Source organism: Actinomadura madurae, assembly GCF_047130825.1.
In the GTDB taxonomy this organism is placed as follows: Bacteria; Actinomycetota; Actinomycetes; order Streptosporangiales; family Streptosporangiaceae; genus Spirillospora; species Spirillospora madurae.
Genome location: NZ_CP083237.1, coordinates 5,338,274 through 5,363,037 on the forward strand (window position 1 = coordinate 5,338,274; position 24,764 = coordinate 5,363,037).

Here is a 24,764-nt window from a genome sequence, read left to right on the forward strand (position 1 = left end):
ATTGAGCAAGTATCACATAGACGACGATCTGGTGCCGTCGATGTCCGCCCTACCCGAAGTCGACCGCACGGACGTCGCGCAGGCACGCGGGATGATGTCGAGCCGTGTCATCGCGTCCGGTCGGTACGACTCGGCCGACGACGGTGTGACCACTCAGGACCGCTCGTGCACGGGCACCGACGGGCACATCGTCGAGTTGCGCGTGTACCGGCCCGATCGCCGCACGAACCGAGGCGTCATCTATCACGTGCATGGCGGCGGATTCATACTGGGCGATCTTGAGATGAGCCATCTCCGGAATGTGGAGATCGCACGCGAGGTCGGTTCCGTCGTCGTCTCGGTGGACTATCGGCTGGCGCCGGAGTGGCCTTATCCGACACCGGTCGAAGATGTCTACAGCGGTCTCGTCTGGCTGCACGAGCGGGCCGAGGAACTGGAGATCGACCCGTCGTTCATCGTCATTCACGGAGTGAGCGCCGGCGGCGCGCTCGCCGCCTCGACAGCGCTGCTGGCACGCGATCGAAAGGGGCCGCCGATCCGCTTCCAGTTCCTCGCCTCACCGGTACTGGACGATCGGCTCTCGACCGCCAGCAGCAAACGATTCACGGACACGCCCGCGCTGACTCGGCGCGACGCGGAGATCTGCTGGTCGGCCTACCTCGGACGGACCGTGAGGGGCGGCAATGGGGTCTCACCGTATGCCGCCCCCGCGCGGGCAGCAGATCTGACGAAACTGCCACCGGCCTATGTTTCCGTAGCGGAGTTCGACCCATTGCGCGACGAGGCGATCGGCTATGCGCGGTCGCTCTTGGACGCAGGCGTCACCGTCGAGTTGCACCTCTTTCCAGGGACCTACCACGGGTCGATGGCGGCGCGGGAAGCGGCGGTGAGCCGACGTCAGCTAGCGGAGGAGATCGCGGTGCTGAGGGGCGTCTTGGAGCGATCACATGTCTGATGCGAGCGTGTCCGGCGAGCCACCGGTGACTGCGCATTTCCTGAGCGGCGTCCGAGTTCTCGACATCACCGGGGCGCTTGCGGGCCCCTATTGCACGACGATCCTCTCCGACCTGGGCGCCGAGGTCATCAAGGTGGAGCCCGTGGACGGCGACACGCTCCGGCGCCGCCTGGTGGGCCCGGAACAGCGACCTCTGCCCTTCGACCTCATCCACCGCAACAAGCGGAGCATCGCCGTCGATATCAAGACCGACCGCGGCCGGGACATCGTCAAGGCTCTGGCAAGGCGGTCGGATGTGCTGGTCGAGAATTTCCGGGTCGGCGCGCTCGCGCGACAGGGTCTGTCCTACAACGATCTCAAGGACGACTGCCCGAATCTGGTTTATTGCTCGCTCTCGGGCTTCGGTCAGTACGGGCCGATGCGGGATGCGAAAGGCATCGATCTGGTCGCCCAGGCGTACGGCGGACTGCTGAGCGTGACGGGAAGCGACGGTGGAGCGATCGCGAAGGCCGGCTATCCCATCGGCGACCTCGGCACCGGCATGTGGGGCGCGATCGGTGTGCTGGCCGCATTGATCCGAGTCCGCGCCGGACTCGGCGGCTCCCACATCGACGTGTCCCTCGCGGACACGATCGCCGGCTGGTCATTGTGGGAGGTAGCGGACTTCGCCGGGACAGGGGAGGCCCCGGCCCCGCTGGGTACCGCACACAGACTCGTCGCACCGTACGAGGCCTTCGTCTGTGGAGACGAAACGGTGCTCGTCATCGGCGTGACCGAGCGTTCCTGGGAGGCTTTCTGCGCACTCCTTGATATCGACCTTTCCGGCGACGCGCGCTTCGACGGCGAGTACGCGCGCTTCGTCAACCGCAAGCAGCTCGCCGAGCTGCTCCAAGCGCGATTCGCTACGGCACCGAGGGATCTGTGGATCGATCGGCTTCGCGAGGCCGGGGTTCCCTGCGGGCCCGTCAACACCATTCCACAGATGCTCGACGACCCCCAGTATGCGATCCGGGAGATGTTCCCCAGTGACGTCGACAGGTTCGGACACCACCGCATAGTGAACACGCCGCTGATCTCCGACGGCGCCCCCCGTGCACGACATAAGGCGCCCGGCATCGGACAGGACACGGTCACGCTTCTACGCGAGCTGGGAATCGACGACCAGGGCATCGGAGCGCTGCTGCGTGACCAGGTGGTCGGCGATGGCACGGCCGCGCCGTCTTCCGTGGACTCGGGGGCGAGCCGAGAATGACGGATGTGATGCGACTCGATGTCATTGATCGGGTCGCTCTGCTCACGATCAACAGGCCCGAGAAGCGGAATGCCATGTCAGCACGGATGTGGCGGAGGCTCCTGGCGCACATCAGGAGGATCGAGAAGACCCCCGCCGTCCGCGCGGTCGTCCTGCGAGGCGTCGAGGGAAGCTTCTCGGCTGGTGGGGACCTGGCCGAGTTGAGGGCGCCGGATCCCGCGCGGATCAGCGGCTACCGGGATCTCGCCGAGACGGCCGTCGTGGCACTGATGAAACTCGGGCCGCCGAAGTTCGCCGAGATCGACGGCGGGTGTTTCGGAGCGGGTTGCAGCCTCGCCCTGGCCTGTGATGTTCGCATCTGTTCGCCGACTTCGCAGTTCGGCATACCCGCGCTCAAGAACGGCCTCGCCTACGAACCGGTCTTCGTGCGACGACTGGTGGAGGTCGTGGGTTCTGGACCGGCCGGTCTGCTCCTGTACGGAGGGGAGCGCTGGAACGGCCACGAGGCAGCCGCACGTGGCCTCGTCGACAAATGCACGGAGAACGCACCGGCGGCGGTCGAGCGAATCCTGACATCCCTGCGCGACGCGAACGACTCGGCCATCACCTCGACAACGACGTCCATCAGAACCGCGCCGCGGTTCCAACGCTAGCGATACGAGAGGACACCCATGGATCTGCGTCTGAGCGGTGCGCGTGCGATCGTGACAGGGGGCTCGCGCGGAATCGGGCTCGCCGTAGCCCACCGCCTCCTGGTGGAGGGGGCAAGGGTAGCGCTCGCCGCCCGAGACGAACGGCGCCTCAAAACGGCCGCGGACGACCTTCGCGCCGCGTACGTCGACGCCGACGTCCTCGCGATCCCCACCGACACCACCGACGACGCCTCCGTCCGAGCCATGGTCGACGGGGTCGTGGCCGCGTGGGGCGGCGTCGACGTCCTGGTGAACGCGGCCGCCCAGCCATCGTTCGCCTCCGCGCCCCCGGCCCTCACCGATCTGACCGATGACGAAGTGCAACGAGACTTCGACACCAAGGTGCTGGGCTACCTGAGATGCGCCCGCGCCGTCGCCCCGCACATGACCGCGCAGGGCCAGGGCAGGATCGTCAACATCTCCGGTCTCAACGCGCGCCGCACCGGCTCCGTCTCGGGCACGATACGCAATGTCGCCGTCGCCGCCCTCACCGCCAATCTCGCCGACGAACTCGGACCTCACGGCGTGGGGGTCACGGTCGTGCACCCCGGAATGGTGGAGACCGAGCGCACTCCCCGGCTCATCGCGGACCGGGCCGCGTCCACAGGGTCCACCGAGGACGAGGTGCGCGCCGCTCTCGGCGCGACGACGAGCCTGCGCCGCCTGGTCACCGCCGACGAGGTCGCGGATGTCATCGTCTTCCTCTGCTCTCCTCGGGCGGTCGCAGTGACCGGCGACGCGGTGACCGTGGCGGGCGGTAACCACGGCACGGTGCACTACTGAACGCCACGAGGTCCGTGATCGGAGCACCCGGGACGGGCTGTCGGGCGGTTACCGGTCGCCGCGCAGGTATCGGGTCACCATGTCCACCAGTTCGTTCTCGAACGTCTCGACAGAGGTGGTCTGCGGACGGGCCATGATCTTGTGGGTGTTCAGCTCGACGGTGGTGACGATGAGGTCCGCGGCGGTGTCGAGGTCGCGCACGCGGACGTCCGGGTGGCGGGCCAGCAGATCGCGCACCTGACCGACGCGCGTCTTCTCGTGCCGGTCGATCGTGTCGAGCAGTTCCCGCGAAAGGGGCACCTCCTCGATCATGATGCGCAGCAGGCGCGGGTCGTCACGGTGGTTGTCGATGGCGTCGCGGACCAGTGTCCGCACCGCCGCCTCCAGGCTCCCGGCGGACAGATCGAACTGGTCGGCTCGCGTCCAGGTGCCGCGGTCGAGGTGCCGCACCGCCAGCTCGGCGAGGATGGCGTCCTTGTTCGGGAAGTACTGGTACAGCGAGCCGATGGAGATGCGGGCGCGTTCGGCGATGCGGTTGGTGGTGCCGGCGGCGTAGCCGTACTCGGTGAAAACGTGAGCAGCGGCGGTGAGGATGCGCTCGCGGGTGAGCTCGGCGCGCACCTGGCTGGGCTTGCGACGTGGCTGAAGACGGCGGTCGGCCGACGGCATCCGGGGTCCTCCTGGGGTGCGGAAAAGCGAGTAGCCAAGGAGCTGAGCTATTGCTCACAATAGCCTTATGAGCTGGGAAAACAAAGCGGTGATCGATATGGGGCAGGTGCCGCCGCAGCAGGAAGGCCCGTGGAACGTCCCGCACCGGGTGACGACCGTGGACGGGGTCGAGACGATCGTCGGCCGCCCGGTGTCGGCGGTCATGCTCAAGCAGATCAGCGCCCTTGACGAGGGCTGCCGGGCCGTCCTCGCCCAGTGCCCGATCGCGGCCTTCGGCTACAGGGACGGGAACGGCACCGGCAGGACGACCTTCATCGGCGGAACCCCGGGGTTCGCGCGCGTCCACTCCCCCACGCGGATCTCGTTCGCCCTGTCCGAGCCCGGCGCCCCGCGCGGCCCGGTCTCCTTCTTCTTCCTCCTGCCGGGCGTCGGGGAGATCCTGCGCGTCAACGGTTCGGTGGCCGACCGCAGGGGCGCGGAGACGACCGTCGACATCGAGGAGGCGTACGTCCACTGCGCGCAAGCCGTCCTCCGCTCCCGCCTGTGGCAGCCGCCCGCCCCGGCCGAGCCCGCCGCCGAGATCACCGGTGACGGGCCCCTGTGCCGTCCCGGCGTCGCCGATTTCCTCGCCGCGGCGCCGTTCCTCGCGCTGTCCTCCTGGGACTCCTCCGGTGGGAGCGACACGAGTCCGCGCGGCGACCGGCAGGCGGTGGCGCGGATCCTGGACGGCCGCACGCTCGTCATCCCGGACCGCAAGGGCAACAAGCGCGCCGACACGCTCCACAACCTCCTGAAGGACGACCGGATCTCGTTGGCCGTGCTCGTCCCGGGACGCAGCGGAGTGCTGCACGTCCGCGGCCGAGGCGCGATCACGACGGATCACACGCTGCTGGAGACGATGGCGCTGCGCGGGATGCCCCCGCACGCGGCACTGCTCATCGACGTCGAACACGCCGAACTGACCGGCAACGACGCCGTGGCGCGCTCGCGGCTGTGGAGCCCCGGCGCGCACCTCGACCGCGGCGCCGCGCCGGACCTGGTCGCCCTGGCGGGAGAACACCTCACCGCCAACTCCGTCAACACCGACGGCGGACCACCCGCGTTCCTGCTCAAAGCCGTCGGGGCGATCCCTGGGATCAACCGGCTGCTCAGGCTGGCGACCAACCGCCTCTACCGGTCCGGGCTGCAGAAGGAAGGCTACGAGGACATCGAGGACGGCGCGGGCGATCGGCGCCGCGGTTTCGTGCGCCGCCTGCTCCGGCGCCCCGCCGACGACGGCGCCGACGACGGCGGGGCGCGGAAGCCCCTGCGGGAAGTGCGGGTCGCCGAGGTGCGCAGGGAGACACCGACCGCGCTCACCTTCGTGCTGGAGGACACCGGCGACGGCCAGGGGTCGTTCGACTTCCGGCCCGGCCAGTACTTCACGCTGGTCGCCGACATCGACGGTCGCACGGTCCGGCGCGCCTACTCGGCCACCTCGGCGCCCGGCTCGTCCCGGCTGGAGGTCACCGTCAAGCACGTCGAGGACGGGCGCTTCTCCACCCACGCACATCGCAACCTCCGCGCCGGAGACCGGCTCGCCGTCCGCGGCCCGTCCGGCTCGTTCCACACCGAGCCGCGGCTTCCCGAGGAGATCGTGCTGGTCGCCGCGGGCAGCGGCATCACCCCGATGATGAGCATGATCCGCACCCGCCTCGCCGACCGAGAGGGCCGGGGGCGGATCGCGCTGCTCTACAGCAGCCGCAGCGAAGAGGAGATCATCTTCGCGGACGACCTGGCCCGGCTGGAGAAGGACGATCGTGGTCGGCTGTCGGTCACCCATGTACTGACCAGCAGGGACGGCCGACTCGACGCCGCAGGTGTAGGCCGCTGGATCACCGAGCTGCAACCGAGCCGGGACGCCCACTACTACCTCTGCGGTCCCGAACCGCTCATGGACACCGTGCGAGACGTCCTCGCGGGTCTCGCGATCCCGGACACTCGGGTGCACCACGAGCGCTACACCAGCGGAGCGGACGCCACGACCGCGGCGACCGCGGCGACCGCGGCGACCGCGCCGCAGCAAATGACCATCGAGGAGGACGGACGCCCCGTGGGCACGGTCATGGTCGAACCCGGCCAGACCCTCCTCGACGCGGGACTCGCGGCAGGGCTCCCGATGCCGTACTCGTGCACCGTCGGCAACTGCGGCGACTGCATGGTCAAACTTCAGACCGGAGAAATCACGCAGAACGAACCGAACTGCCTCACACCGCAACAAAAGGCGGACGGCTACATACTGACCTGCATAGGCTGCCCGCTGTCGAAGGTCACCCTCGACATCGCCGACCCCTGATCACCGCCGCGCGCGGCTGAGTACCGCACGGCGACGAGCCGGCGCCTCCTGCGGGCGTGATGGACGATCAGGACCGGACGGTGGGGAACTTCACCCCGGTGAGGTCTTCGGAGACGGCCCACAGCCGCTGCTGGACGGCCACCTCGTACGACTGCGGGCTGGAGGTGACCAGCCGGGGGTGGCCCATGACCTCGTTGCGTCCACCGGGACCGTAGTACTGGCCGCCGAGCGCGGCGGGGTCGGTGGCGGCGCGCAGGGTCGGCAGCGCGCCCATCGCCGGCGTCTGGGTGATCAGCGGCGCGAGCCAGGTGAGCGGGAGCCGGAAGGCCGCGGGGGTGTTGCGGGCGAGCTCGGTGCTGGATATGCCGGGGTGCGCGGCCACCGCGACGGTGGTGCCGTGCGCGGCGAGCCGGCGCTGCAGCTCGTAGGTGAACATCAGGTTGGCCAGCTTGGATTGACCATAGGCGGCGACCCGGCTGTACGACCGCTCCCACTGCAGGTCGTCGAAGTGGATCGCGGCCCGGATGCGGTGGCCGGTGCTGCTGACCGTCACCACGCGCGAGCCGGGCACCGGCAGCATCAGGTCCAGCAGCAGCCCGGTGAGCGCGAAGTGGCCGAGGTGGTTGGTGCCGAACTGCATCTCGAAGCCGTCCCGAGTGGCCTGCTTCGGGGTGTACATCACGCCGGCGTTGTTGATCAGCAGGTCGATCCGGTCGAGCCGGGACCGCAGCGCCGCCGCCGCGGTCCGGACGGAGTCGAGCGAGGTCAGGTCCAGCGCCTGCACGGTCACGTCACCGGTCATGCGGGCCGCGGCCTGCTCGCCCTTCTCGACGTCGCGCACGGCGAGCACCACGGACGCCCCGCGCTCGGCGAGCGCCCTGGCGGACTCGTACCCCAGTCCGGTGTTGGCCCCGGTCACCACGGCCACCCGCCCGCGCTGGTCCGGGATGTTCGCCGTCGTCCACTTCTCGCCCATGCCGGGCTCCTAACGTACCGGAGGTATCTTGTGTCGACGACAATAAGGTACCGCCGGTACGCTGTCAACGTACCGATGGTACTTAAGTTAGGCTGGCGATCGTGACCTTCCAGCGGGCACGAACCGAAGAGCAGCGGGAGATCCGCCGGCGGACGATCCTCGACATGGCGTCGGCCATGCTCGACGAGATGCCTGTCGCCGCGGTCACCCTGAACGAGCTCAGCCGCCGGGTGGGCCTGGCGAAGCCGAACGTGCTGCGCTACTTCGAGTCCCGCGAGGCGGTGCTGCTGGAACTGCTGGACCGGTTCCTGCAGGAGTGGCTCACGGAACTGGCAGGCGAGTTGGCCGCCGGCGTCGACGAGAATCTCCCCATGGCCGAGCGGGCGGCAGCGGTGGCCGAGATCCTCAGCCGCTCACTCTCCGGGCGAGTGGTGCTGTGCGACCTCTTCGGCGCGCAGGGCAGCGTCCTGGAACACAACGTCTCCGTCGAGGTCGTAGCACGCTACAAGCGCGCCTCCCTGGAGCGCCTGACGACCATGACCGCGCTGATCCAGAAGTACCTGCCGGAGCTGGGCGAGAACGCGACACAGTTCAGCCTGCAGGCCATGGTCATGGCCGGCGCGCTGTCGGCGTACAGCACCCCCCCGCCCAGCCTGCAGGCGGCCTACCAGGCCGAGCCCGACCTGGCCCGCTTCCACTTGGACCTGAAGGACTCCTTGAAGGTGACCCTGACCGCGACCCTCCTGGGTGTGCTCCCCCGCCACTGACCTGCGTCGCACTGGACAGGCGATGCGGCGACCATGCCGTCAGAAGCCCTCACGATGAGGCCGACGTGTCATGTGCTCGGCTGGGGGACCTTGCAGTTGGCGGTGGGGTTGAGACCGATGTAGTTGAGCGGACCGGAGGCCAAGGTGATTCCGATCGTGGCGATTTTGGCGCAGCTGCCGTCGAACTGGGCGTAGTAGTCGCGCTGTCCCGCGGCGAGCGCTCCAATGATCAGCCAGGCGACGAGCATCCACCGTCCGGACCTCATCGCTACCTCCAGTGACCGCTTCGCCGACCCTGGCGTACGACAGTAACGACAAGATCGTCCATAGTTAAGCAAGTCGGGCCGGGTGTGTCATGTCACCGACGTCTCACGCGGCCGCCACCCCCGAAGAAATGGGCGGACCGCGCGAGCGAGGTGGCGCCCGCCCAGAAGCATCCCGCGTACAGAGGCCATACGCGTGGCGGGCGTCGGGCGTGCCCGCCACGCGTGGGGAAGAGAGGCGTCAAGTCGCGCCTAGGGGCGGTTCTGGTCGATCTGCATGACGACCGCCTTGGGCTCGGTGAAGAACTCCCGGCTGAAGTCGCCGCCTTCGCGGCCGACGCCCGACGCCCCGACACCGCCGAACGGCGCGCGCAGGTCGCGGATGAAGAAGCAGTTCACCCAGACAGTGCCGGCGCGGAGCGCCGCCGACACCCGGTGCGCCCGGCTCAGGTTCTCGGTGAACACCATGGCGTTGAGGCCGTACGGGGTGTCGTTGGCCTGGCCGACCGCCTCGGCCTCGGTGTCGAACGGGGACACCACGACGACCGGCCCGAAGATCTCCTCGCGGCAGTGCGGCGCCTCCGGCGGCATGTCCGTGATCACCGTGGGGCGGATCGACCAGCCCTCGCCGAGCCCACCGGTGCGGATCCGGCCGCCCTCCGCCTCGACGGTCTCCACGTACCCGCGCACCTTCTTGTAGTGCTCTTCCGAGGCGAGCGGGCCCAGCCGGGTGTCCGGGTCGGAGGGGTCACCGACCTCCATGGCCTCGGCGGCGGCGGCGAACCGGCCGAGGAACTCGTCGTAGACCTCGCGCTGCACGTAGAGCCGGCTGCCCGCCAGGCACACCTGGCCGGCGTTGGTGAAGATCGCCCGGATCGACCAGTCGACAGCGTTGTCCAGGTCCGCGTCGGCGAACACCAGGTTGGCGCCCTTGCCTCCGAGCTCCAGGCTCACCGGCACCAGGCCGCCGCCCGCGGTGCGGCCGATGACCCGGCCGGTGCTGGACGCGCCGGTGAACGTGATCCGGTTGATCCCGGGGTTCTCGATCAGCGCCTGACCGGCCGATCCGGGGCCGTGGCCGTGCACGACGTTGAGGACGCCGGAGGGCAGTCCCGCCTCGGCCGCGAGCCGCGCCAGGATCGTCGCGGAGGACGGGGTGTCCTCGGCGGGCTTGAGCACGACCGTGTTGCCCCAGGCCAGCGCGGGCGCGATCTTCCAGGTCTCCAGCATCAGCGGGAAGTTCCACGGGGCGATGGCGGCCACCACCCCGGCCGGCCCGTAGGCGGTGTAGGCGTGGTGGCCGCTGTCCATCGGCAGCGTGTCGGCCGCCGCGAGCTGCGCGTGGTCGGCGAAGAACCGCAGGTTGTGCGCCGACCGGCCGACGTCGTTGCCGACGCTCTGCGAGACCGGCTTGCCCATGTCACGGGTGTCGGCCATGCCGAGCTCCCGTGCGTGCTCCTCGACCAGATCGGCGAGCCGGTGCAGGAGGCGGCCGCGTTCGGCGTAGCCCATGCGCGGCCAGGGCCCGTCGTCGAACGCCCGCCGGGCGGCCGTGACGGCCCGCTCGACGTCGCTCGCGGAAGCGAGCGCCACCTGGGCCCAGGCCCGCCGGGTCCAGGGATCGACGGTGTCGAAGCGCGCCCCGTCCTGGGAGTCGGCTTCCTCACCGTCGATGAAGTGCCCGAAGAACTCCATGTGCTGTCAACCCTCTTCCTCTGTTGTGCCGGGAGCCGGCGTGCCGGCGGCTTCTCGCTCGGCGAGCGTGACGCCGCCGGCGGCCCAGTGCGTCGATGGGAGCTCGTGGACGAGCACCCGCACCCGTGCGGGATCGGTGCCGGTGGCGCGCACGACCGCGTCGTGCACCTCACCGATCAGGGCCCGGACCTGGTCGGGCGGCCGTCCCTCGGCCAGGCTGATGTGGACGAGAGGCATATCGGGTCCTCCATTTCACCGCTGTGCCGTCAGGGAGGGGATGAGCCGCAGCGCGTTGCCCGCGAGGAGCGCGCGCTCGACCGCCGGGTCCAGTCCCTGGTTCCGGATCGTCGCGACCGCGTCGACGTCGGCGAGATCGAACGGCAGGTCCGTGCCCAGCAGCACCCGCTCATGCCCGACGTCCTCGATCAGGCGGCGGAGCGCGGCGTCGTCGAACACAGCGGTGTCGAAGTACAGCCGCCGCAGATGAGCGCGCGGCGACGCCGGGATCGTTCCGGCCTCCCGCTTGCGCCGCCAGCCGAGGTCCAGCCGGGGAACGAGCCCGGGCAGGCAGCCGCCGCCGTGCACCAGGCACAGCACCGGATCGTGCCGGTCCAGGACGCCCCCGAAGATCAGCCGGGCGGCGGCGAGCGCCGTCTCCGCCGGGTAGCCCAGCAACTGCACCAGGTGGAAGTCGCGGAGCCGGGCGGGTGACGACGCGCGGCTGGGATGCACCAGGCAGAACGCCCGTCGCTCGGTCAGCAGGGCCCACAGGTCCTCGTTGACCGGGTCGTCGAGTTCGCGGCCGCCGCCGAAGGTGCCGACCGTCAGCCCGGCCATGCCGAGTTCGTCCAGGCACCGGGCCGCCTCCCGGGCCGCGCCGGGCAGGCCCACCGGCACCGTCCCGAGCGCCGCGAGCCGGCCGTCCCCCTCGGCCGTGTACGCGGCGAGCGCGTCGTTGGACCGGCGGGTGACCTCCATGACCAGCGTGTCGTCCGGCGAGGTCGATCCGAACACGAACGGCGGCGCCGCGACCAGCTGGACATCGATGCCCGCCGCCTCCAGGGAGGCGAGGCGCCGTCCGGCGTCGTACTGGTCCGCGGGCAGCGGGATGCGGGCGCCCTGGGCGACCCCGGACAGGCCCGGGTCCAGCAGCAGCGTTCCCGAATCCACCTGGGACAGGTCCGCGAGGCCGCGGTCGGCGAGGTGCCGGAGCAGCGGCATGGGCAGCGCGTGCGCGTGGACGTCCACCGCCGCCGGGCCGTCCGGTGCGGGAGCGGGCCCCGGCGAGGCGGGCTCGCTGGTCGATCTCATGCCTACCTCCGAATCAAGTTTCCAATAACCATTATGATTGATTCGGCTCCGCTAGACAATGACCTTGCGTTACACCCCAGGTCAGAGGGCATGCGACAGACCTCGACTATTGACTCTAACCAATATGATGGTTAGCCTCGGGCGAGCGGTGGGCGCCGGTGCTCCCGGGTCGTGCCCGCCGGTCGCGTACCGAGTCGAGCGAGGAATGCACATGTCGAAGATCTCGATCAGTTCCAGCAACGCGCCCAAGGTCGGCTTCTCCTCGGGGACCGTTCCCCCGCTGTCGCAGGCGATCGTGCACGGAGACCTGATCTTCTGCTCCGGGACGGGCCCGCTGGACCCGGCCACGCGCACGATCGTCTCCGACGACCTCGCCGAGCAGGTGCGGCAGACGCTCACCAACCTGGTCGCGGTCGTCGAGGCCGCGGGCGGCACCAAGGACTCGATCCTCAAGTGCAACTGCTACCTGCGCGACGCCTCCCAGTTCCCCGAGTTCAACCAGGCGTACCGGGAGTTCTTCGCCGACTGCGAGAGCTTTCCCGCGCGCACGACCGTCAACGCCCCGCCGCACCGCGCGGGCGTGCTCGTCGAGGTGGAGTGCGTCGCCGCCGTCGCCGAGAAGCGCTGAACCGGCCGGGTGACGAAACCGCGCATCGGACGCGCACGAGAGAAAGGCCACCGACCATGACCGAGCCGTACCGCATGCCGGTCGTCGATCTGGACGCGATCGCCGAGCGTCTGGGCAAGAGCGGCAAGCGCGTCGAAGTGCTGTGGCAGCACAGCGAGTCGCTCGCCTTCGTGGCGCGCGGGCGCGAGTACCGCTCCGAGTTCCACCTCAACCCGAGCGACGAGGTGATGTACACGATCCGGGGCGAGCTGCGCCTGCACAGCAGGCAGCCGGACGGTACCGAAGTGGTCGACGTGATCCCGGAGGGGTCGGCGATCTTCACGCCGTCCCGCCTCCCGCACTCGCCCCGGTTCGATCCGGACGCGTTCATCATCGTCATCGAACGCCTCCGCCGTCCCGGCGAGCTCGACCGCTTCCAGTGGTTCTGCCAGGGATGCGGCGAGTTCCTGCACGAGGAGTCGTGCTTCGTCGAGGACTACACGGTCGACCCGGTCGGCAAGGCGTACCAGCGCTTCTTCGACGACGTCGAGGCCCGCACCTGCGGCGCCTGCGGCGAAGTGCTCCAGCCCTACTGAACCCGTCGCGCCGCCGACCCCGTGCGGTCTCAGGGAGAAATCAATATGGAACGAACGCAGGTCGCCATCATCGGCGCGGGCCCGGCCGGGCTGCTCCTCGGCCGGATGCTGGAACTCGCCGGTGTCGACGCGGTGATCCTGGAGAACCGGACCCGGGCCTATGTCGAGGGCCGGATCCGGGCGGGCATGCTGGAGCACCGCACCGCGCGGCTCCTGGAAGAGCTGGGCCTGGACGGGCGGATGCGGGCGGAGGCCGCGGTCCACCACCTGTTCGAGCTGCGGTTCGACGGCCGGCGCCACCAGATCCCCATGGCGGAGCTGACCGGCGGCTGCACCGCCGTCATGTACAGCCAGCAGGAGATCGTCCGCGACGCCGTCGAGGCCCGCGTCGCCTCGGGCCTCCCCCTGGAGTTCGACGTCGACGACGTGCGGCTGGAGGGCCTCGACGGCGCCGGGCCGACGGTGCGCTACCGGGCGGCCGACGGCACCGAGCACGTGCTGGCCTGCGACTTCATCGCGGGCTGCGACGGCTTCCACGGCGTGTCCCGCGGCTCGATCCCGGACGGCGTGCTGACCGCCTACGAGCACGACTACCCCTTCGCGTGGCTCGGCGTGCTCGCGGACGTCCCGCCGTCCACGTTCGAGCTGATCTACGCGTGCCACGAGCGCGGGTTCGCTCTGCACAGCATGCGGTCGAGCAAGGTCAGCCGGTTCTACCTCCAGGTCACGGCCGACGAGGATCTGGCCGACTGGCCCGACGACCGCATCTGGCGCGAGCTCCGGGTGCGGCTCGGCACCGACGACGGCTGGACGCTCGCCGAGGGCGCCATCACGAAGAAGAGCATCACCGCGATGCGGAGCTTCGTGGTGGAGCCCATGCAGTACGGACGGCTCTTCCTGGCCGGGGACGCCGCCCACATCGTCCCGCCGACCGCGGCGAAGGGCCTCAACCTGGCCGCCGCGGACGTCCGGCTGCTCGCCGACGCGCTGTGCACCTGGTACGAGTCCGGCGACCGGTCCGCGCTGGACCGCTACTCCGAGGACGCGCTGCGCGGCGTGTGGCGCGCGCAGCAGTTCTCCCGGTCCATGACGTCGCTCCTGCACCACGACCCGAGCACCCCGATGGAATGGCGGCTGCAGCACGCCGAGCTGAAGCACCTCTGCACGTCCGAAGCGGCGATGAAGAGCTTCTGCGAGAACTACGTGGGGATGCCGCCGGTGGGGCGGATCCACCGGCGCGACTCCCGAACCGAGATGACAGAGAAGGTCCGCCCATGACGAACGACACCGGAGCGCTCGATCGGGCGGCGGAGCGCCTGGACACCGCGCAGCACACCGCCGAGGCGGTCGAGCAACTCCCCGGAGGGCTCACCCCCGCGGACGCGTACGCGATCCAGGACTCGGTGATCGGCCGCCGCCTGGCGCGGGGGGAGCGCCCCGCCGGGCTCAAACTCGGCTTCACCAGCAAGGCCAAGATGGAGCAGATGGGCGTGTCCGAGGTGATCGTCGGGCGGCTCACCGACGCCATGCGCGTCCCCGACGGCGGCGAGGTCGCGCTCGACCGGTTCATCCACCCGCGCGTCGAGCCGGAGGTCGCCTACCGGATCGCCCGCGACGTCACCCCGGACGACGGGGAACTGGCCGTCGACGCCGTCGCGCCCGCGCTGGAGATCATCGACTCGCGCTACCGCGACTTCCGCTTCAGCCTGCCCGACGTGATCGCCGACAACGCGTCGTCCGCCGGGTTCGTCATCGGCTCCTGGCAGCCGGCCGGCGTCGACCTGGACGACCTCGCCGTCCGGCTCACCGTCAACGGCGACACGGTCGAGACGGGGTCCACCAGCGCGATCCTCGGGCATCCGGACCGCGCCCTTCCCGCGCTGCTGGAGATCGCCCGCCGGCAGGGCATGGCGCTGCGCGCCGGGGACGTCGTCCTCGCCGGCGGGGCGACCGCCGCGGCCCCGTTCCCGCCCGGCCGGGTCGTGGCGGACGTCGCCGGGCTCGGCAGCGTGTCCGCGGTGGGCCGCCGCGGCTGAGGGAAGGCCGCGGCCCCCGGGCCTCGGCCCCGAACCGGGGAGGACCCGCGTCCTCCCCGGTTCAGTCGTTTCCCGGGACACGACCGTGCCGATGCGCGAAAGGCGGGCCGGACGTCGCGTCCGGCCCGCCTCCGCCCGTGGTGCGAGGGACTCAGCCCGCCGGCTCCTGGATGAGCTCCTCCACTCTGACCGGCTTCTTGATGAGCTTGTACTTCTCACTCAGCCGCACCAGCTCCTCGATCGAGTCCCGCTGGAACGTGGCGGGCCAGGCGATCATGTTGATCTTCTTCGCCTGGGCCGGCGGGATCTTGGCGTAGGACGGAAGGATCGCGCGGACCTCGTCCGGGTGCGCGTTGGCGTACGCCTGCGACCGGCGCACCGCCGCGTCGAACCGGCGCACCACGTCCGGGTTGCTCTTGGCGTAGGCCGTCGAGGTGAAGTACGAGGCCACCGCCAGATTCGGATGGGTGTCGGCGTAGTTGTTGAGGATGGGCCGGGCGCCCTGCTCCAGGAGGGTCGTGACGAACGGTTCGCACTCCCAGGCGGCGTCGATGCGTCCGGTATCGACCGCGGTGACCATGTCAGGGAAGCCGAGTTCCGTGAACTGGATCGAGTTCGGGTCCACGCCGCGCTTCTCCAGTGCGGCGCGGATCGTGACGTCGCCGATGTTGTTGAGCGTGTTGACCGCGACGCTCTTGCCCGCCAGGTCACCGACGTCCCGGATGTCGCCGTCCTTCGGTGCCAGCACCTGGCACGCCTCGTTGGCGTTGGGCGCGATGCCCACGCCCGGCGTGATGACCCGCAGCGGCACCCCCTTGCTCTTCGCGATGATGAGCGACACGTTGTTGGAGAAGCCGAACTGGTTGCTGTTGCTCATGACGGCGGGGACGATCGCCGCGCCGCCCGCGGCCAGCTGCGGCTCGATCTTGAGCTTCTGAGCGCTGAAGAAGCCCTTCTGGACGCCGAGGTACAGCGGGGCGACGTCGGTGATCGGGATCAGGCCGACCTTCACGGTCGTCACACCGTCGGCGTCGGTGCTGCCCGCCGAGGTGCCCCCCGAGCCGCAGCCCGCGGCCAGGCCGACCGTCAGCGCCGCAAGGGCCACCCGGAGCCCACCGCGTCGGATCGTTCTCATCATGGCTGCACTCCTCGTGAGTGGGACACGGCGATCGTGCCGTACTGAGTAGAACGATTATCTTCAATTCACCAGAGAAAGCAACGGTGTACCGAGGGAAGATGCACCTGATAACCTGCAATCGTTATGATGAATCATGAGGATGGCTACATCGTCCGAGCCGAGACCGTCCACACGATGGACGCGGCGGCGCCCCGCGCCGAGGCCCTCGCGGTCCGCGGTGAGCGCATCGTCTCGGCCGGCTCGTTCGACGCCGCCCGCGCGGCCCTCGGCGAGCACGCGCCCGTCCTGGACCTGGGCGGCGCGGCCGTCGTGCCCGGGCTGATCGACACCCACATGCACCTGCTGTGGACCGGACTCGCGCACGTCCTGCTCGATCTGTCCGGCGAGCGCAGCATCGCGGGCATCGTCGCGGCGACGCGCGCCTGGGCCGACGCCCACCCCGACGCTCCCTGGGTGGTGTCGGCCGACGGCTGGGAGATCGAGGACATCGCCGAACGCCGCCTCCCGACCCGCGACGAACTCGACCGCGCCTGCCCCGACCGCCCCGTGCTGATCCTGCGGTGCGGGCACCAGGGCGTGGCGAACTCGGTCGCGCTGGCCCTCGCGGGCCTGACCGACGGCGCCCCCGACCCGTCCGGCGGCCGCCTGGGCCGGGACGCCTCCGGACGGCTCGACGGCGAGCTGATCGAGCCCCCCGCGATCGAGCTGGTCCGGCGCCACGTGCCCCCGCAGGACGACCGGGCCCGGCGGGCCGCCATCGCGGTCGCGGCGCGGCAGGCGCTGGCCGCCGGCCTGACGTCGGTGATCGAGCCCGGGCTGCGGACCGAGGAGATCGCCGGCTACCAGGGGATGCACGCGGACGGCGAGCTGCCGCTACGGGTGACCGCGATGCCGCTGCTCACCGCCGGCGCGTCCGTCGAGGACGAGATCGCCCGGCTCTCGGGCCTCGGGGTGCGAACCGGCTTCGGCGACGACCGGCTGCGCCTCGGCCCCGTCAAGGTGTTCCTGGACGGCGGCGGCTCGCTCGGGACGGCCTACCTTCGCGATCCCTGGCCCGGGCGGTGCGGCGACCACGGGCAGCTCCTGCTCGACCCGGACACCATGCGCGCGCTGGCGTCCGGCCTCGCGGCGCGCGGCTGGTCCCTGGGGGTGCACGCCGTCGGGGGCGGCGCCCTCGACCTGCTGTTCGACGTGCTCGACCACGCCGATCGCACGGCTCCGGTGAAGCCGCTGCGCTGCCAGGCGATCCACGCCTACCTGACGCCGTCGGAGCGCAACGTGGCCGACGCGCGGCGGCTGGGCGTCGTCGTCGCCACCCAGCCGACCATGCAGGAGCAGTTCGCCGACCGCCTCATCGCCCAGCTCGGCCACGACGCCGCCGCCGCGGCGACGCCGCTCGCGACCTGGCACCGCGCGGGCGTCCGGCTCACGGGCGGTTCCGACTCGCCGGTCACGCCGTACGAGCCGCTGCGCGGGATCTGGCAGGCGGTCACCCGCCACCACGCGCCCAGCGCCGGGCCGCTCGGCCCCGACCAGCGGCTCGACGTCGCGACCGCCCTGCGGATGTACACCGCCGACGCCGCCTACGCCGCGTTCAACGACCACGCCGTCGGCGTGCTCCGGCCGGGCATGCGCGCCGACTGGGTGGCGCTCGGCGCCGACCCGGCCCGGTGCGCCCCGGACGACCTGCGCGACCTGCCGGTCCTGGCCACCGCGGTCGACGGGGAGATCCGCCACCGCGCCTAGCCGCCGGCCCCCGGCGCGGGCGCCGGGGGCGCCCGCGCCCGCGTCAGTCGATGACCGAGGTCGGCGGGCTGTGCCGGCGCACGGCGCGGCGCACCTGCGCGGGGTCCTGCGACTCGACCGCGTCGACGAGCGCCACGTGGACGCGGAAGGTCTTGCTCGCCGCGAACAGGTCGTCGGAGCTGACGTCCTCGATCTCGTTCTCGATCGTGTCGAGCATCGTGTTGTAGATGACGCGCAGCACGGTGTTGGGGGAGATCGCCGATATCCGCCGGTGCACCGCCCAGTTGGCCCGCAGGAAGGCCCTCGCGTCGGTGCGCTGCTCGTCCATGCGGTCCAGCAGCTCGCGCAGCTCCGCCATGTCCGCGTCGGTGCGGTGGGCGGCGGCGTCCATGAGGATGGGCTCCTCGAGCGCGTCCCGTACCGCAAGGCAGTGCGCGCTGTTGACGCCGTTCTCGCGCAGGCCGAGGATCAGATGGTTGACCCGCACGTGGCTCGGCGGGCGCAGCGTGAACAGCCCGCCCCCCGGACCGGGCTTGGCGGCCACCACGCCGCGCGTCTCGAGCAGCCGGACGGCCTCGTTGATGGTCCCGACGGCGACGCCGTACTCCTGGCGCACGTCCTCCTTGGTGCCCAGCCTGCTCCCGTCGGGCAGCGCGGACTCGATGATCTTCCGCTCGATCTCGTGCGCGATGGCCTCGGCACGGGACGGCCGCCACTCGGTGCGGCCACTGGGGTCAGGACGACTCATCGATTGCTCTCCATGCCTGGGGTCGATCGGATGGCGGCTGGTCAGCGGTGCCGGGCGGCACCCCGGCACCCTTGACAGATAATCATCATAGTGAATACCTTCATTATACGGCTGGACGCCGTCCTGTGGCGGACAGCGTCCCACGAGAACTTTCGCGGAGTTCCCGGCGTGCGCCCGAACCCGCCACATGTGGCCGACGGCGGCCGCCCCCATTGACGCGGACGCGGCCGACACATGCCCGGAAGGAGCTTCCGTTGACCCGGACCTGGACCATGCCGATGTCGGAATCCACCGGACCGAGACGGCGCCTCCCGCGATCGCCGAAGCTCGGCGACGGGGTTCTCGGCGCCGCGGGCCTCGTGGCCGCGCTGGCCGTCCTCGAACTCGCGACGATCGCGGGGGCGCTGCCGGAGAAGACGTTCCCCCGGATCAGCAGCGATCTGCGCGAACTCGTGAACCTGACCGGCGACCCGGCACTCTGGACCGCGATCGGCCACACGCTGCAGGGGTGGGCGGTCAGCTTCGCCATCGCCGTGGTGATCGCGGTGCTCCTGGGCGTCGCGATCGGCTCGAACGAGTTCCTGCGGGCCGCCACGACCGCGCTCATCGAGTTCATGCGCCCGATCCCGTCGGTCGCGCTCATCCCGCTCGTCGTCCTCGTCCTCGGCACCGGCCTGCAGAGCAAGATCTTCCTCGCCGCGTTCGCCGCCGGCTGGCCGGTTCTCATCGCCTCCATCTACGGCATGCGCGACATCGAACCGGTCGCCCTCCAGACGGCGCACGCGTTCCGGGCGCGGCCGCTCGACCGGCTGTTCCTGGTGGTCCTGCCCAACGCCGTCCCCTACATCGCCACCGGCCTGCGCGTGGCGTCGACCACCGCGCTGATCCTCTGCGTGACCGCCGAACTGGTGATCGGTGCGCCCGGACTCGGCCAGTCGATCACCGTGGCGCAGGCGGGCGGCCAGTACCAGCTCATGTACGCGCTCATCATCGCGACCGGGATGCTCGGGGTGCTGCTCAACCTGGTGTTCGTCGCGATCGAGAAACGGCTCCTCCGGTGGCACCCTTCGCAGCGAGCCCAGGAGGTCGTCCAGTGAACCGGCGCGCCATGCTCCTCGGGATCCAGATCGGAGCGCCCGTCCTCGTCCTGCTCGGCTGGGGGCTGTGGTCGGCGGGCAGCACGAACATGTTCTACCCGCCGCTCACGCGGATCCTCGCGGTCTTCAAGGACACCTGGCTGTTCGACCGGGTCGGCTCGGACGTCGTCCCGAGCCTGATCAACATGTTCGCCGGGTTCGCGCTGTCGATCGTCATCGGCGTCCCGCTCGGCATCCTCGTCGGCCTGGTGCGCAGGCTCCGCACGGCCGTGACGCCGCTCATCGACTTCGTCCGGGCCATCCCGCCGCCGGCGCTGATCCCGTTCGGAATCGTCGTCCTGGGGGTCGGCGTGACGATGAAGGTGTTCATCATCCTCATGGTCAGCCTGTTCCCCATCCTGATGCACACCATCGACGGCGTGCGCGGCGTCGATCCCAACCTGCTCGACAGCGCGCGCGCCTATCGCGTCAGCCGGCGCGACCGGCTCGTCCACGTCATCGTCCCGGCCGCCGCGCCGCAGATCTTCGCCGGCGTGCGCGTCGCGCTGTCGCTGTCGCTGATCCTCATGGTGATCAGCGAGATGGTCGCGAGCACCAAGGGGATCGGCTACTTCATCCTCGAATCGCAGCGCACCTTCGCGATCCCCGAGATGTGGTCGGGGATGGTGCTGCTCGGAATCCTCGGATTCCTGTTCAACTTCGCCTTCGGCATCGTCGAGCGCCGCTCGCTGCGCTGGCACCGCGGAGCACGAAAAGGAGCGTCCTGATGACCAACGAAACGCCGATCCTGGAGGTCGAGGGCCTCGGCAAGGTGTACGGCACCGGCGATCAGGCGGTGCACGCGATCGACGAGATCGGCTTCACCGTCGAACGCTCCGAGTTCGTCTGCGTTGTCGGTCCTTCGGGCTGCGGGAAGACCACGCTGCTGCGCTGCCTCTCCGGACTGATGCCCGCCACGAGGGGCCGGGTCCGCATCGAGGGACGGCCCATCGACCGCACCCCGGAGGACATGGCGATCGTCTTCCAGGACTACAGCAGGTCCCTCTTCCCGTGGATGTCCGTGGAACAGAACATCGCCTTCCCGCTGCGGCGCAAGAAGCTCGACCGCGGGAAGCGGGGGAAGCTGATCGCCGACTCGCTGGAGGCCGTGGGCCTCGCCGACGCCGGCGCCCGCTTCCCGTGGCAGCTCTCCGGCGGCATGCAGCAGCGCGTGGCCATCGCCCGCGCCCTCGCCTACGAGCCCCAGATCCTGCTCATGGACGAGCCGTTCGCCTCGCTGGACGCGCAGACCCGCGCCGACCTCGAGGACCTGACCCTCAAGCTCCGCCACGAGTACGGCGTCACCGTGATCTTCGTGACCCATGACATCGACGAGGCGGTCTACCTCGCCGACCGCGTGATCGCACTGACGAACCGTCCCACCCGGGTGCGCAGCATCGTCGAGGTCGATCTGCCGCGCCCCCGCGACCAGCTCACCACGAAGGAGCTTCCCGGCTTCGCCCGGCTCCGCGGCCGGGTCTACCGGGAGGTGCGGCAGCTCGGCGACGGCGCGGACAAGATCGTCGCCGGCACGTCCAGGGGCTCCTAGCGCCGTCCGGAGGCGCGTCCGCTCGCCCGGCCCGGACCCGGTGCAAGGCCGGCTCCTCACGGAGGCCTACCGATCGAGGGCTCTACCGATCGAGGGCTCTACCGGTCGAGGATCAGGCGCGGCGAGCGGCAGCGGGAGACGCAGGGGAACATCGTGTTCCCGGCCGCGCGCTCGTCCTCGGTCAGCACGGAGTCGAAGTGCTCCACGTCGCCTTCGAGCACGGTGGTCTCGCAGGAACCGCAGATTCCCTCCAGGCAGGAACTGGGGATCGGGACGCCGCCCTCCTCAAGGACGGAGAGCACGGTGCGGTCCGGCGGGACGTGCAGCGTGACGCCCGATCTCCGCAGGACGACGTCGAAGGCACCGGGCTCGCCCGGCGAAGGCTCGGTCCGGGGCTCGAAGCGTTCCGCACGCAGGTCCGGGACCCGCTCCTCCATCGCGGCCAGCAGAGACGCCGGGCCGCAGCAGTAGACGGCGAGGCCCTGCGCTGACCCGCCCGTCCCGGAGGCTTCGCGGGCTTCCGCCAGGGCGGCGTCCAGATCGAGAGGGCCGTACTCCTCCTCCGGCCTCACGACGACGTGCTCGCCGTAGCGTCCGAGTTCAAGGAGGAAGGCCATCGACGTCCGGGTGCGGCCGCCGTAAAGCAGCCGCCACGGCGTGCCGGCGGCGGCGACGGCGTGGGCCATGGGGAGAAGCGGCGTGATGCCGATGCCGCCCGCCACGAACAGGTGGCTCGCGGCCTCGGCCAGAGCGAAGTTGTTGCGCGGGCCGTCGTAGCGGACGAGCGAGCCGGGCCGCAGCGAGTCGTGCACGTAGGCCGACCCGCCGCGGCTCGGGTCCGCGCGGAGCACGGCGATCCGCCACCGGTGGCGGTCGGCGGGGTCGCCGCACAGGGAGTACCGCCGGGTGGGAGCGCCGCCGGGGATCAGGTCGATGTGCGCGCCGGGCGACCAGCGGGGCAGTGCGGCGCCGTCGGGCGAGGCCAGCGTGACGGACAGGACGCCGTCGGCCTCCCAGGTCAGTGACCGCACGAGCAGGTCGCTCATTCGACCATGAAGGCGGCCGCGTCCAGCCGGAGCAGCGCGTCGTCCTCGGTGAAGGCCACGCCGACCGGATCCTCGCCCGCCGCGACGGCGTCGATCTGCCGCTTGAGCAACCGGCGGAGCATGACGACGCCGCGATCGGTGGTGGCCAGGTGCTCGGCGGCGTGGTCGGCGAAGTCGCCCTGGCCCTTCTGCGCCTCGTAGTCGCCGGGCATCCGCTGGTGCTCCTCGTCGGTCAGGTCCTCCCACGGACGCCCGTCGAAGCGGGTGCGGATCTTCGCGATCGCCTCGGGGTTCCCGGTGCGGAACACCGTGTAGACGCGGAACGCCGTGTCGTCCAGGGGGACGACCCAGCCGAGGGAGTCGGCCGGGCCGAGGACGTCCAGCACCGGGTCGGGGACGATCCGCAAGTTCGGCAGGGCCACCTCGGTGCGGCGCCGGTAGGTGCGCCCGTCGTCGAGGCGGCGGTCCTGGACGCTGCGGACGCCGAGGCCGGTGAGCTCCCACCGGACCTCTGGCAGGACGCCCATCTCGCTGACGAACTGCACGCCGGAGAACGAGCCGTGCAGGATCGGGATGTGGAACGGGTCCATCACGTTCTCGAAATGCTGCAGCCAGTTGAAGTCGACGATGACGGGGCCGCCCGCGCCGATGCTCCGGTCGTCGGCGACCAGCGCCTCGCCCTCCCCCAGGTCCTCGAAGATCGAGAAGCGCGGGAAGACGGGCATCCGGTCCGGCGGGCCCATGTAGGCGAAGATCAGCCCGGCCCATTCGCGCAGCGGGTACCACGGCTGGCGGACGCGGTCGCGGTGCCGCCCGCCCTCGGGCTCGCAGGGCTGGTCGAGGCAGGCGCCGTCGGTGCCGTAGAGCCATCCGTGGTAGCAGCACCGGATGCCGTCGTCCTCCACCTTGCCGTAGTAGAGCGAGGCACCGCGGTGCGCGCAGTTGGGGTGGACCAGGCCCGGTTCGCCCTTGCGGGTCCGGAACAGGACGAGATCCTCGCCGAGAATCTTGATCTTGCGCGGGGTGGTCGTGGCGTCGGCAAGCAGGGCGACCGGCTGCCAGTAGCGCCGGAACAGCTCGCCGGCCGGTGTGCCGGGACCGACGTGTGTCAGTTCCGGATTGTGCGTGGCGGCGGCGCGCCCGTAGGCGGTTTCCATCGGCATGCGGGCTCCTCGGGGTTCGATCGGTGGGGTGGGCGAAGCGAGCCGGACAGGGCGGTCAGGCCGAGGCGGCGGCCGCGGTGCGGGTGGTCGCCTCGATGAGGCGGACCAGCTCGTCGAGCAGGCGGCGCATCAGGTCCTCGGTGACCTCGTCGGGAAGGAGGGTGCCGTCAGGGGTGAAGCGCTCGTGGGAGCGGAACACGGTGATCTCGGGCTGCACGACGACCGGTGCCTGGATGCGGTGGAGCACCTGGCGCAGGACCGTCTGGCCGCGGGCGGTGCCGAACTGGGACGGGGACGCCCCGAGGATGGCGACGGGTTTGCCGCGGAGGCTGGAGTCGTCGGCGGGACGGGACATCCAGTCCAGGGCGTTCATGAGCACCCCGGGGATCGCGGAGTTGTACTCGGGGGTGGCGATGACGACGCCGTCCGCCTCCTTGATGCGCCGGCGCAGATCGGCGACCGGGGCGGGGACGTCCTCGCGCTCGCGGTCCTGGTCGAAGAGCGGCAGTGCGCGCAGGCGGTCGCAGAGGTGGACGGCGACGCCCGGCGGGGCAACGGCCTGGAGCGCGCGGAGGAGTCCGGTGTTGTGGGAGGTGCGGCGCAGGCTGCCGGAGAGGGCGACGATGTCGAGAGTCATGATCGGCCCGTCACCGCGCCGCTTCGGAGGGCCGGATGTCGTAGGAGATGCGGCCCGCGGGCAGGTAGAACAGCGCGATCAGCGCGCCGCCGCGCACCTCCGGATAGTGGTGGCTGCCGGGCGCGGGGGCGGTCCAGCCCGCGCCCTGCCAGCCCCGCGGGCCGAGGAGTTCGGCGTCGGGGCTGATGGGCGCGACCATGTTGACCTCTCCGTACGGGTGCGCGTGGTACTGCCCCCGGTAGCGGGCCACGCTGTCCATGTAGACGGCGGTGATGCTGAAGTAGGAGGTCTCCTCCGAGGGCGCGGTGATGAGACCGCGCCGGTAGCGCGGGCCGTCGACCTCGGTGTCGGCCGCCCAGCCCTCCTCGAGGACTCCGATTCTGATCAGCCTGGACAATTCGTCGTAGAGCCCGGTCCCCGCCGAGTACGTGGCGTTCAGCCAGGATTCGAGCTCCTTTCCGGCGGTACGGTTCTTGATCTCGCTCAGGAACGGAATGCTGCACTCGATGAGTGCGCGCTTGCTGTCCATCGCCGTCCTTCCAGGATTCAGTGATGTCCGGAAATCGGTGACGATCCGTGCGCCCCCGACAGGCGGATGGCCCCGCCGCGGACGAGTTTCACACAGGGTTTCGTTACAGTCAATAGCTGTAACGAAACGACCTCG

At 70.5% G+C, this 24,764-nt stretch carries 26 protein-coding genes; 14 read left to right on the forward strand and 12 right to left on the reverse strand.

All coding sequences use genetic code 11. From position 1 onward, the window contains the following. Nucleotide 1: 1 nt before the first annotated feature. Genes K8Z49_RS24115 through K8Z49_RS24130 form a run of 4 tightly spaced genes read left to right on the forward strand, consistent with a single transcriptional unit; the run spans nt 2 to nt 3,682 of the window. On the forward strand, nt 2–955 hold the full coding sequence (locus K8Z49_RS24115; RefSeq protein WP_412515277.1) for an alpha/beta hydrolase: 954 nt from the start codon (nt 2–4) through the stop codon (nt 953–955). After that, a complete protein-coding gene (locus K8Z49_RS24120; RefSeq protein ID WP_412515278.1) occupies nt 948–2,207 on the forward strand; it encodes a CaiB/BaiF CoA transferase family protein in 1,260 nt (419 codons plus the stop codon). The genes K8Z49_RS24115 and K8Z49_RS24120 overlap by 8 nt, the downstream gene beginning before the upstream one ends. Continuing rightward, nucleotides 2,204–2,860, forward strand: a complete 657-nt coding sequence (locus K8Z49_RS24125) for an enoyl-CoA hydratase/isomerase family protein (RefSeq protein WP_412515279.1) — start codon at nt 2,204–2,206, stop codon at nt 2,858–2,860. Before K8Z49_RS24120 ends, K8Z49_RS24125 begins: the two co-directional genes overlap by 4 nt. An 18-nt stretch (nt 2,861–2,878) precedes the next feature. Continuing rightward, nucleotides 2,879–3,682: an SDR family NAD(P)-dependent oxidoreductase gene (locus tag K8Z49_RS24130; RefSeq protein WP_412515280.1), complete on the forward strand. Its 804-nt coding sequence runs from the start codon at nt 2,879–2,881 to the stop codon at nt 3,680–3,682. 48 nt (nt 3,683–3,730) lie between these two features. Here K8Z49_RS24130 and K8Z49_RS24135 read toward each other — a convergent pair whose 3' ends face one another. Then, complete coding sequence (locus tag K8Z49_RS24135) at nt 3,731–4,351, reverse strand: TetR/AcrR family transcriptional regulator (protein ID WP_021591398.1); 621 nt, start codon at nt 4,349–4,351, stop codon at nt 3,731–3,733. A 67-nt stretch (nt 4,352–4,418) separates the two neighbouring features. On the opposite strand from K8Z49_RS24135, the gene K8Z49_RS24140 reads away from it, so the two are divergent. Beyond that, nucleotides 4,419–6,686: a 2Fe-2S iron-sulfur cluster-binding protein gene (locus K8Z49_RS24140; protein ID WP_412515281.1), complete on the forward strand. Its 2,268-nt coding sequence runs from the start codon at nt 4,419–4,421 to the stop codon at nt 6,684–6,686. A 67-nt stretch (nt 6,687–6,753) separates the two neighbouring features. Here K8Z49_RS24140 and K8Z49_RS24145 read toward each other — a convergent pair whose 3' ends face one another. Next, a complete protein-coding gene (locus K8Z49_RS24145) occupies nt 6,754–7,662 on the reverse strand; it encodes an SDR family NAD(P)-dependent oxidoreductase (protein WP_412515282.1) in 909 nt (302 codons plus the stop codon). Between the two features lie 101 nt (nt 7,663–7,763). Here K8Z49_RS24145 and K8Z49_RS24150 point away from each other — a divergent pair, with 101 nt between their 5' ends. Then, a complete protein-coding gene (locus K8Z49_RS24150; protein WP_412515283.1) occupies nt 7,764–8,429 on the forward strand; it encodes a TetR/AcrR family transcriptional regulator in 666 nt (221 codons plus the stop codon). Nucleotides 8,430–8,497: 68 nt separating this feature from the next. On the opposite strand, the gene K8Z49_RS24155 is transcribed toward K8Z49_RS24150, so the two are convergent. The 4 genes from K8Z49_RS24155 to K8Z49_RS24170 all read right to left on the reverse strand — a co-directional run bounded on the left by K8Z49_RS24155 (nt 8,498) and on the right by K8Z49_RS24170 (nt 11,698). Beyond that, a complete protein-coding gene (locus tag K8Z49_RS24155; protein ID WP_024934543.1) occupies nt 8,498–8,695 on the reverse strand; it encodes a hypothetical protein in 198 nt (65 codons plus the stop codon). 249 nt (nt 8,696–8,944) lie between these two features. Further along, a complete protein-coding gene (locus K8Z49_RS24160; RefSeq protein WP_021591404.1) occupies nt 8,945–10,387 on the reverse strand; it encodes an aldehyde dehydrogenase in 1,443 nt (480 codons plus the stop codon). A 6-nt stretch (nt 10,388–10,393) separates the two neighbouring features. Next, nucleotides 10,394–10,624 carry a tautomerase family protein gene (locus K8Z49_RS24165; protein WP_021591405.1) on the reverse strand — a complete coding sequence of 77 codons (231 nt, stop codon included), beginning with the start codon at nt 10,622–10,624 and terminating at the stop codon, nt 10,394–10,396. A gap of 15 nt (nt 10,625–10,639) precedes the next feature. Continuing rightward, the gene (locus K8Z49_RS24170; protein ID WP_111830528.1) at nt 10,640–11,698 is read right to left on the reverse strand and encodes an amidohydrolase family protein; all 1,059 of its coding nucleotides are present in this window, start codon (nt 11,696–11,698) and stop codon (nt 10,640–10,642) included. A gap of 211 nt (nt 11,699–11,909) precedes the next feature. On the opposite strand from K8Z49_RS24170, the gene K8Z49_RS24175 reads away from it, so the two are divergent. The 4 genes from K8Z49_RS24175 to K8Z49_RS24190 are packed head-to-tail and all read left to right on the forward strand — an operon-like array spanning nt 11,910 to nt 14,937. Next, a complete protein-coding gene (locus K8Z49_RS24175) occupies nt 11,910–12,326 on the forward strand; it encodes a RidA family protein (RefSeq protein ID WP_021591407.1) in 417 nt (138 codons plus the stop codon). 56 nt (nt 12,327–12,382) lie between these two features. Next, complete coding sequence (locus tag K8Z49_RS24180; protein WP_021591408.1) at nt 12,383–12,901, forward strand: 3-hydroxyanthranilate 3,4-dioxygenase; 519 nt, start codon at nt 12,383–12,385, stop codon at nt 12,899–12,901. 45 nt (nt 12,902–12,946) lie between these two features. Then, a complete protein-coding gene (locus tag K8Z49_RS24185; protein WP_412515284.1) occupies nt 12,947–14,179 on the forward strand; it encodes a 4-hydroxybenzoate 3-monooxygenase in 1,233 nt (410 codons plus the stop codon). Then, on the forward strand, nt 14,176–14,937 hold the full coding sequence (locus tag K8Z49_RS24190; protein ID WP_075021549.1) for a 2-keto-4-pentenoate hydratase: 762 nt from the start codon (nt 14,176–14,178) through the stop codon (nt 14,935–14,937). The genes K8Z49_RS24185 and K8Z49_RS24190 overlap by 4 nt, the downstream gene beginning before the upstream one ends. Before the next feature lie 151 nt (nt 14,938–15,088). On the opposite strand, the gene K8Z49_RS24195 is transcribed toward K8Z49_RS24190, so the two are convergent. After that, on the reverse strand, nt 15,089–16,075 hold the full coding sequence (locus tag K8Z49_RS24195; RefSeq protein ID WP_052357317.1) for an ABC transporter substrate-binding protein: 987 nt from the start codon (nt 16,073–16,075) through the stop codon (nt 15,089–15,091). 126 nt (nt 16,076–16,201) lie between these two features. Between K8Z49_RS24195 and K8Z49_RS24200 the strand changes: the two genes are divergently transcribed. Then, nucleotides 16,202–17,821 (forward strand): amidohydrolase, encoded by a 1,620-nt coding sequence (locus tag K8Z49_RS24200; RefSeq protein ID WP_412515285.1) that lies wholly within the window; start codon nt 16,202–16,204, stop codon nt 17,819–17,821. Between the two features lie 43 nt (nt 17,822–17,864). Here the strand turns inward: K8Z49_RS24200 and K8Z49_RS24205 are convergent, their stop codons facing one another. Further along, a complete protein-coding gene (locus tag K8Z49_RS24205) occupies nt 17,865–18,569 on the reverse strand; it encodes a FadR/GntR family transcriptional regulator (RefSeq protein ID WP_021591414.1) in 705 nt (234 codons plus the stop codon). A 254-nt stretch (nt 18,570–18,823) separates the two neighbouring features. On the opposite strand from K8Z49_RS24205, the gene K8Z49_RS24210 reads away from it, so the two are divergent. From K8Z49_RS24210 to K8Z49_RS24220, 3 genes are read left to right on the forward strand one after another with little or no spacing between them, the layout of a single operon-like run. Further along, the gene (locus tag K8Z49_RS24210) at nt 18,824–19,666 is read left to right on the forward strand and encodes an ABC transporter permease (protein ID WP_412515286.1); all 843 of its coding nucleotides are present in this window, start codon (nt 18,824–18,826) and stop codon (nt 19,664–19,666) included. Then, on the forward strand, nt 19,663–20,433 hold the full coding sequence (locus K8Z49_RS24215) for an ABC transporter permease (RefSeq protein WP_021591416.1): 771 nt from the start codon (nt 19,663–19,665) through the stop codon (nt 20,431–20,433). Before K8Z49_RS24210 ends, K8Z49_RS24215 begins: the two co-directional genes overlap by 4 nt. Then, nucleotides 20,433–21,254 (forward strand): ABC transporter ATP-binding protein, encoded by an 822-nt coding sequence (locus K8Z49_RS24220; RefSeq protein WP_412515287.1) that lies wholly within the window; start codon nt 20,433–20,435, stop codon nt 21,252–21,254. The genes K8Z49_RS24215 and K8Z49_RS24220 overlap by 1 nt, the downstream gene beginning before the upstream one ends. Before the next feature lie 98 nt (nt 21,255–21,352). Here K8Z49_RS24220 and K8Z49_RS24225 read toward each other — a convergent pair whose 3' ends face one another. Genes K8Z49_RS24225 through K8Z49_RS24240 form a run of 4 tightly spaced genes read right to left on the reverse strand, consistent with a single transcriptional unit; the run spans nt 21,353 to nt 24,629 of the window. Further along, nucleotides 21,353–22,300 (reverse strand): PDR/VanB family oxidoreductase, encoded by a 948-nt coding sequence (locus K8Z49_RS24225; RefSeq protein ID WP_412515288.1) that lies wholly within the window; start codon nt 22,298–22,300, stop codon nt 21,353–21,355. Beyond that, the gene (locus K8Z49_RS24230; protein ID WP_412515289.1) at nt 22,297–23,463 is read right to left on the reverse strand and encodes a Rieske 2Fe-2S domain-containing protein; all 1,167 of its coding nucleotides are present in this window, start codon (nt 23,461–23,463) and stop codon (nt 22,297–22,299) included. Before K8Z49_RS24230 ends, K8Z49_RS24225 begins: the two co-directional genes overlap by 4 nt. Before the next feature lie 55 nt (nt 23,464–23,518). Beyond that, nucleotides 23,519–24,100: an NADPH-dependent FMN reductase gene (locus K8Z49_RS24235; protein ID WP_021591420.1), complete on the reverse strand. Its 582-nt coding sequence runs from the start codon at nt 24,098–24,100 to the stop codon at nt 23,519–23,521. A 10-nt stretch (nt 24,101–24,110) separates the two neighbouring features. Continuing rightward, nucleotides 24,111–24,629: a DUF4863 family protein gene (locus K8Z49_RS24240; protein ID WP_021591421.1), complete on the reverse strand. Its 519-nt coding sequence runs from the start codon at nt 24,627–24,629 to the stop codon at nt 24,111–24,113. Nucleotides 24,630–24,764: the final 135 nt, after the last annotated feature.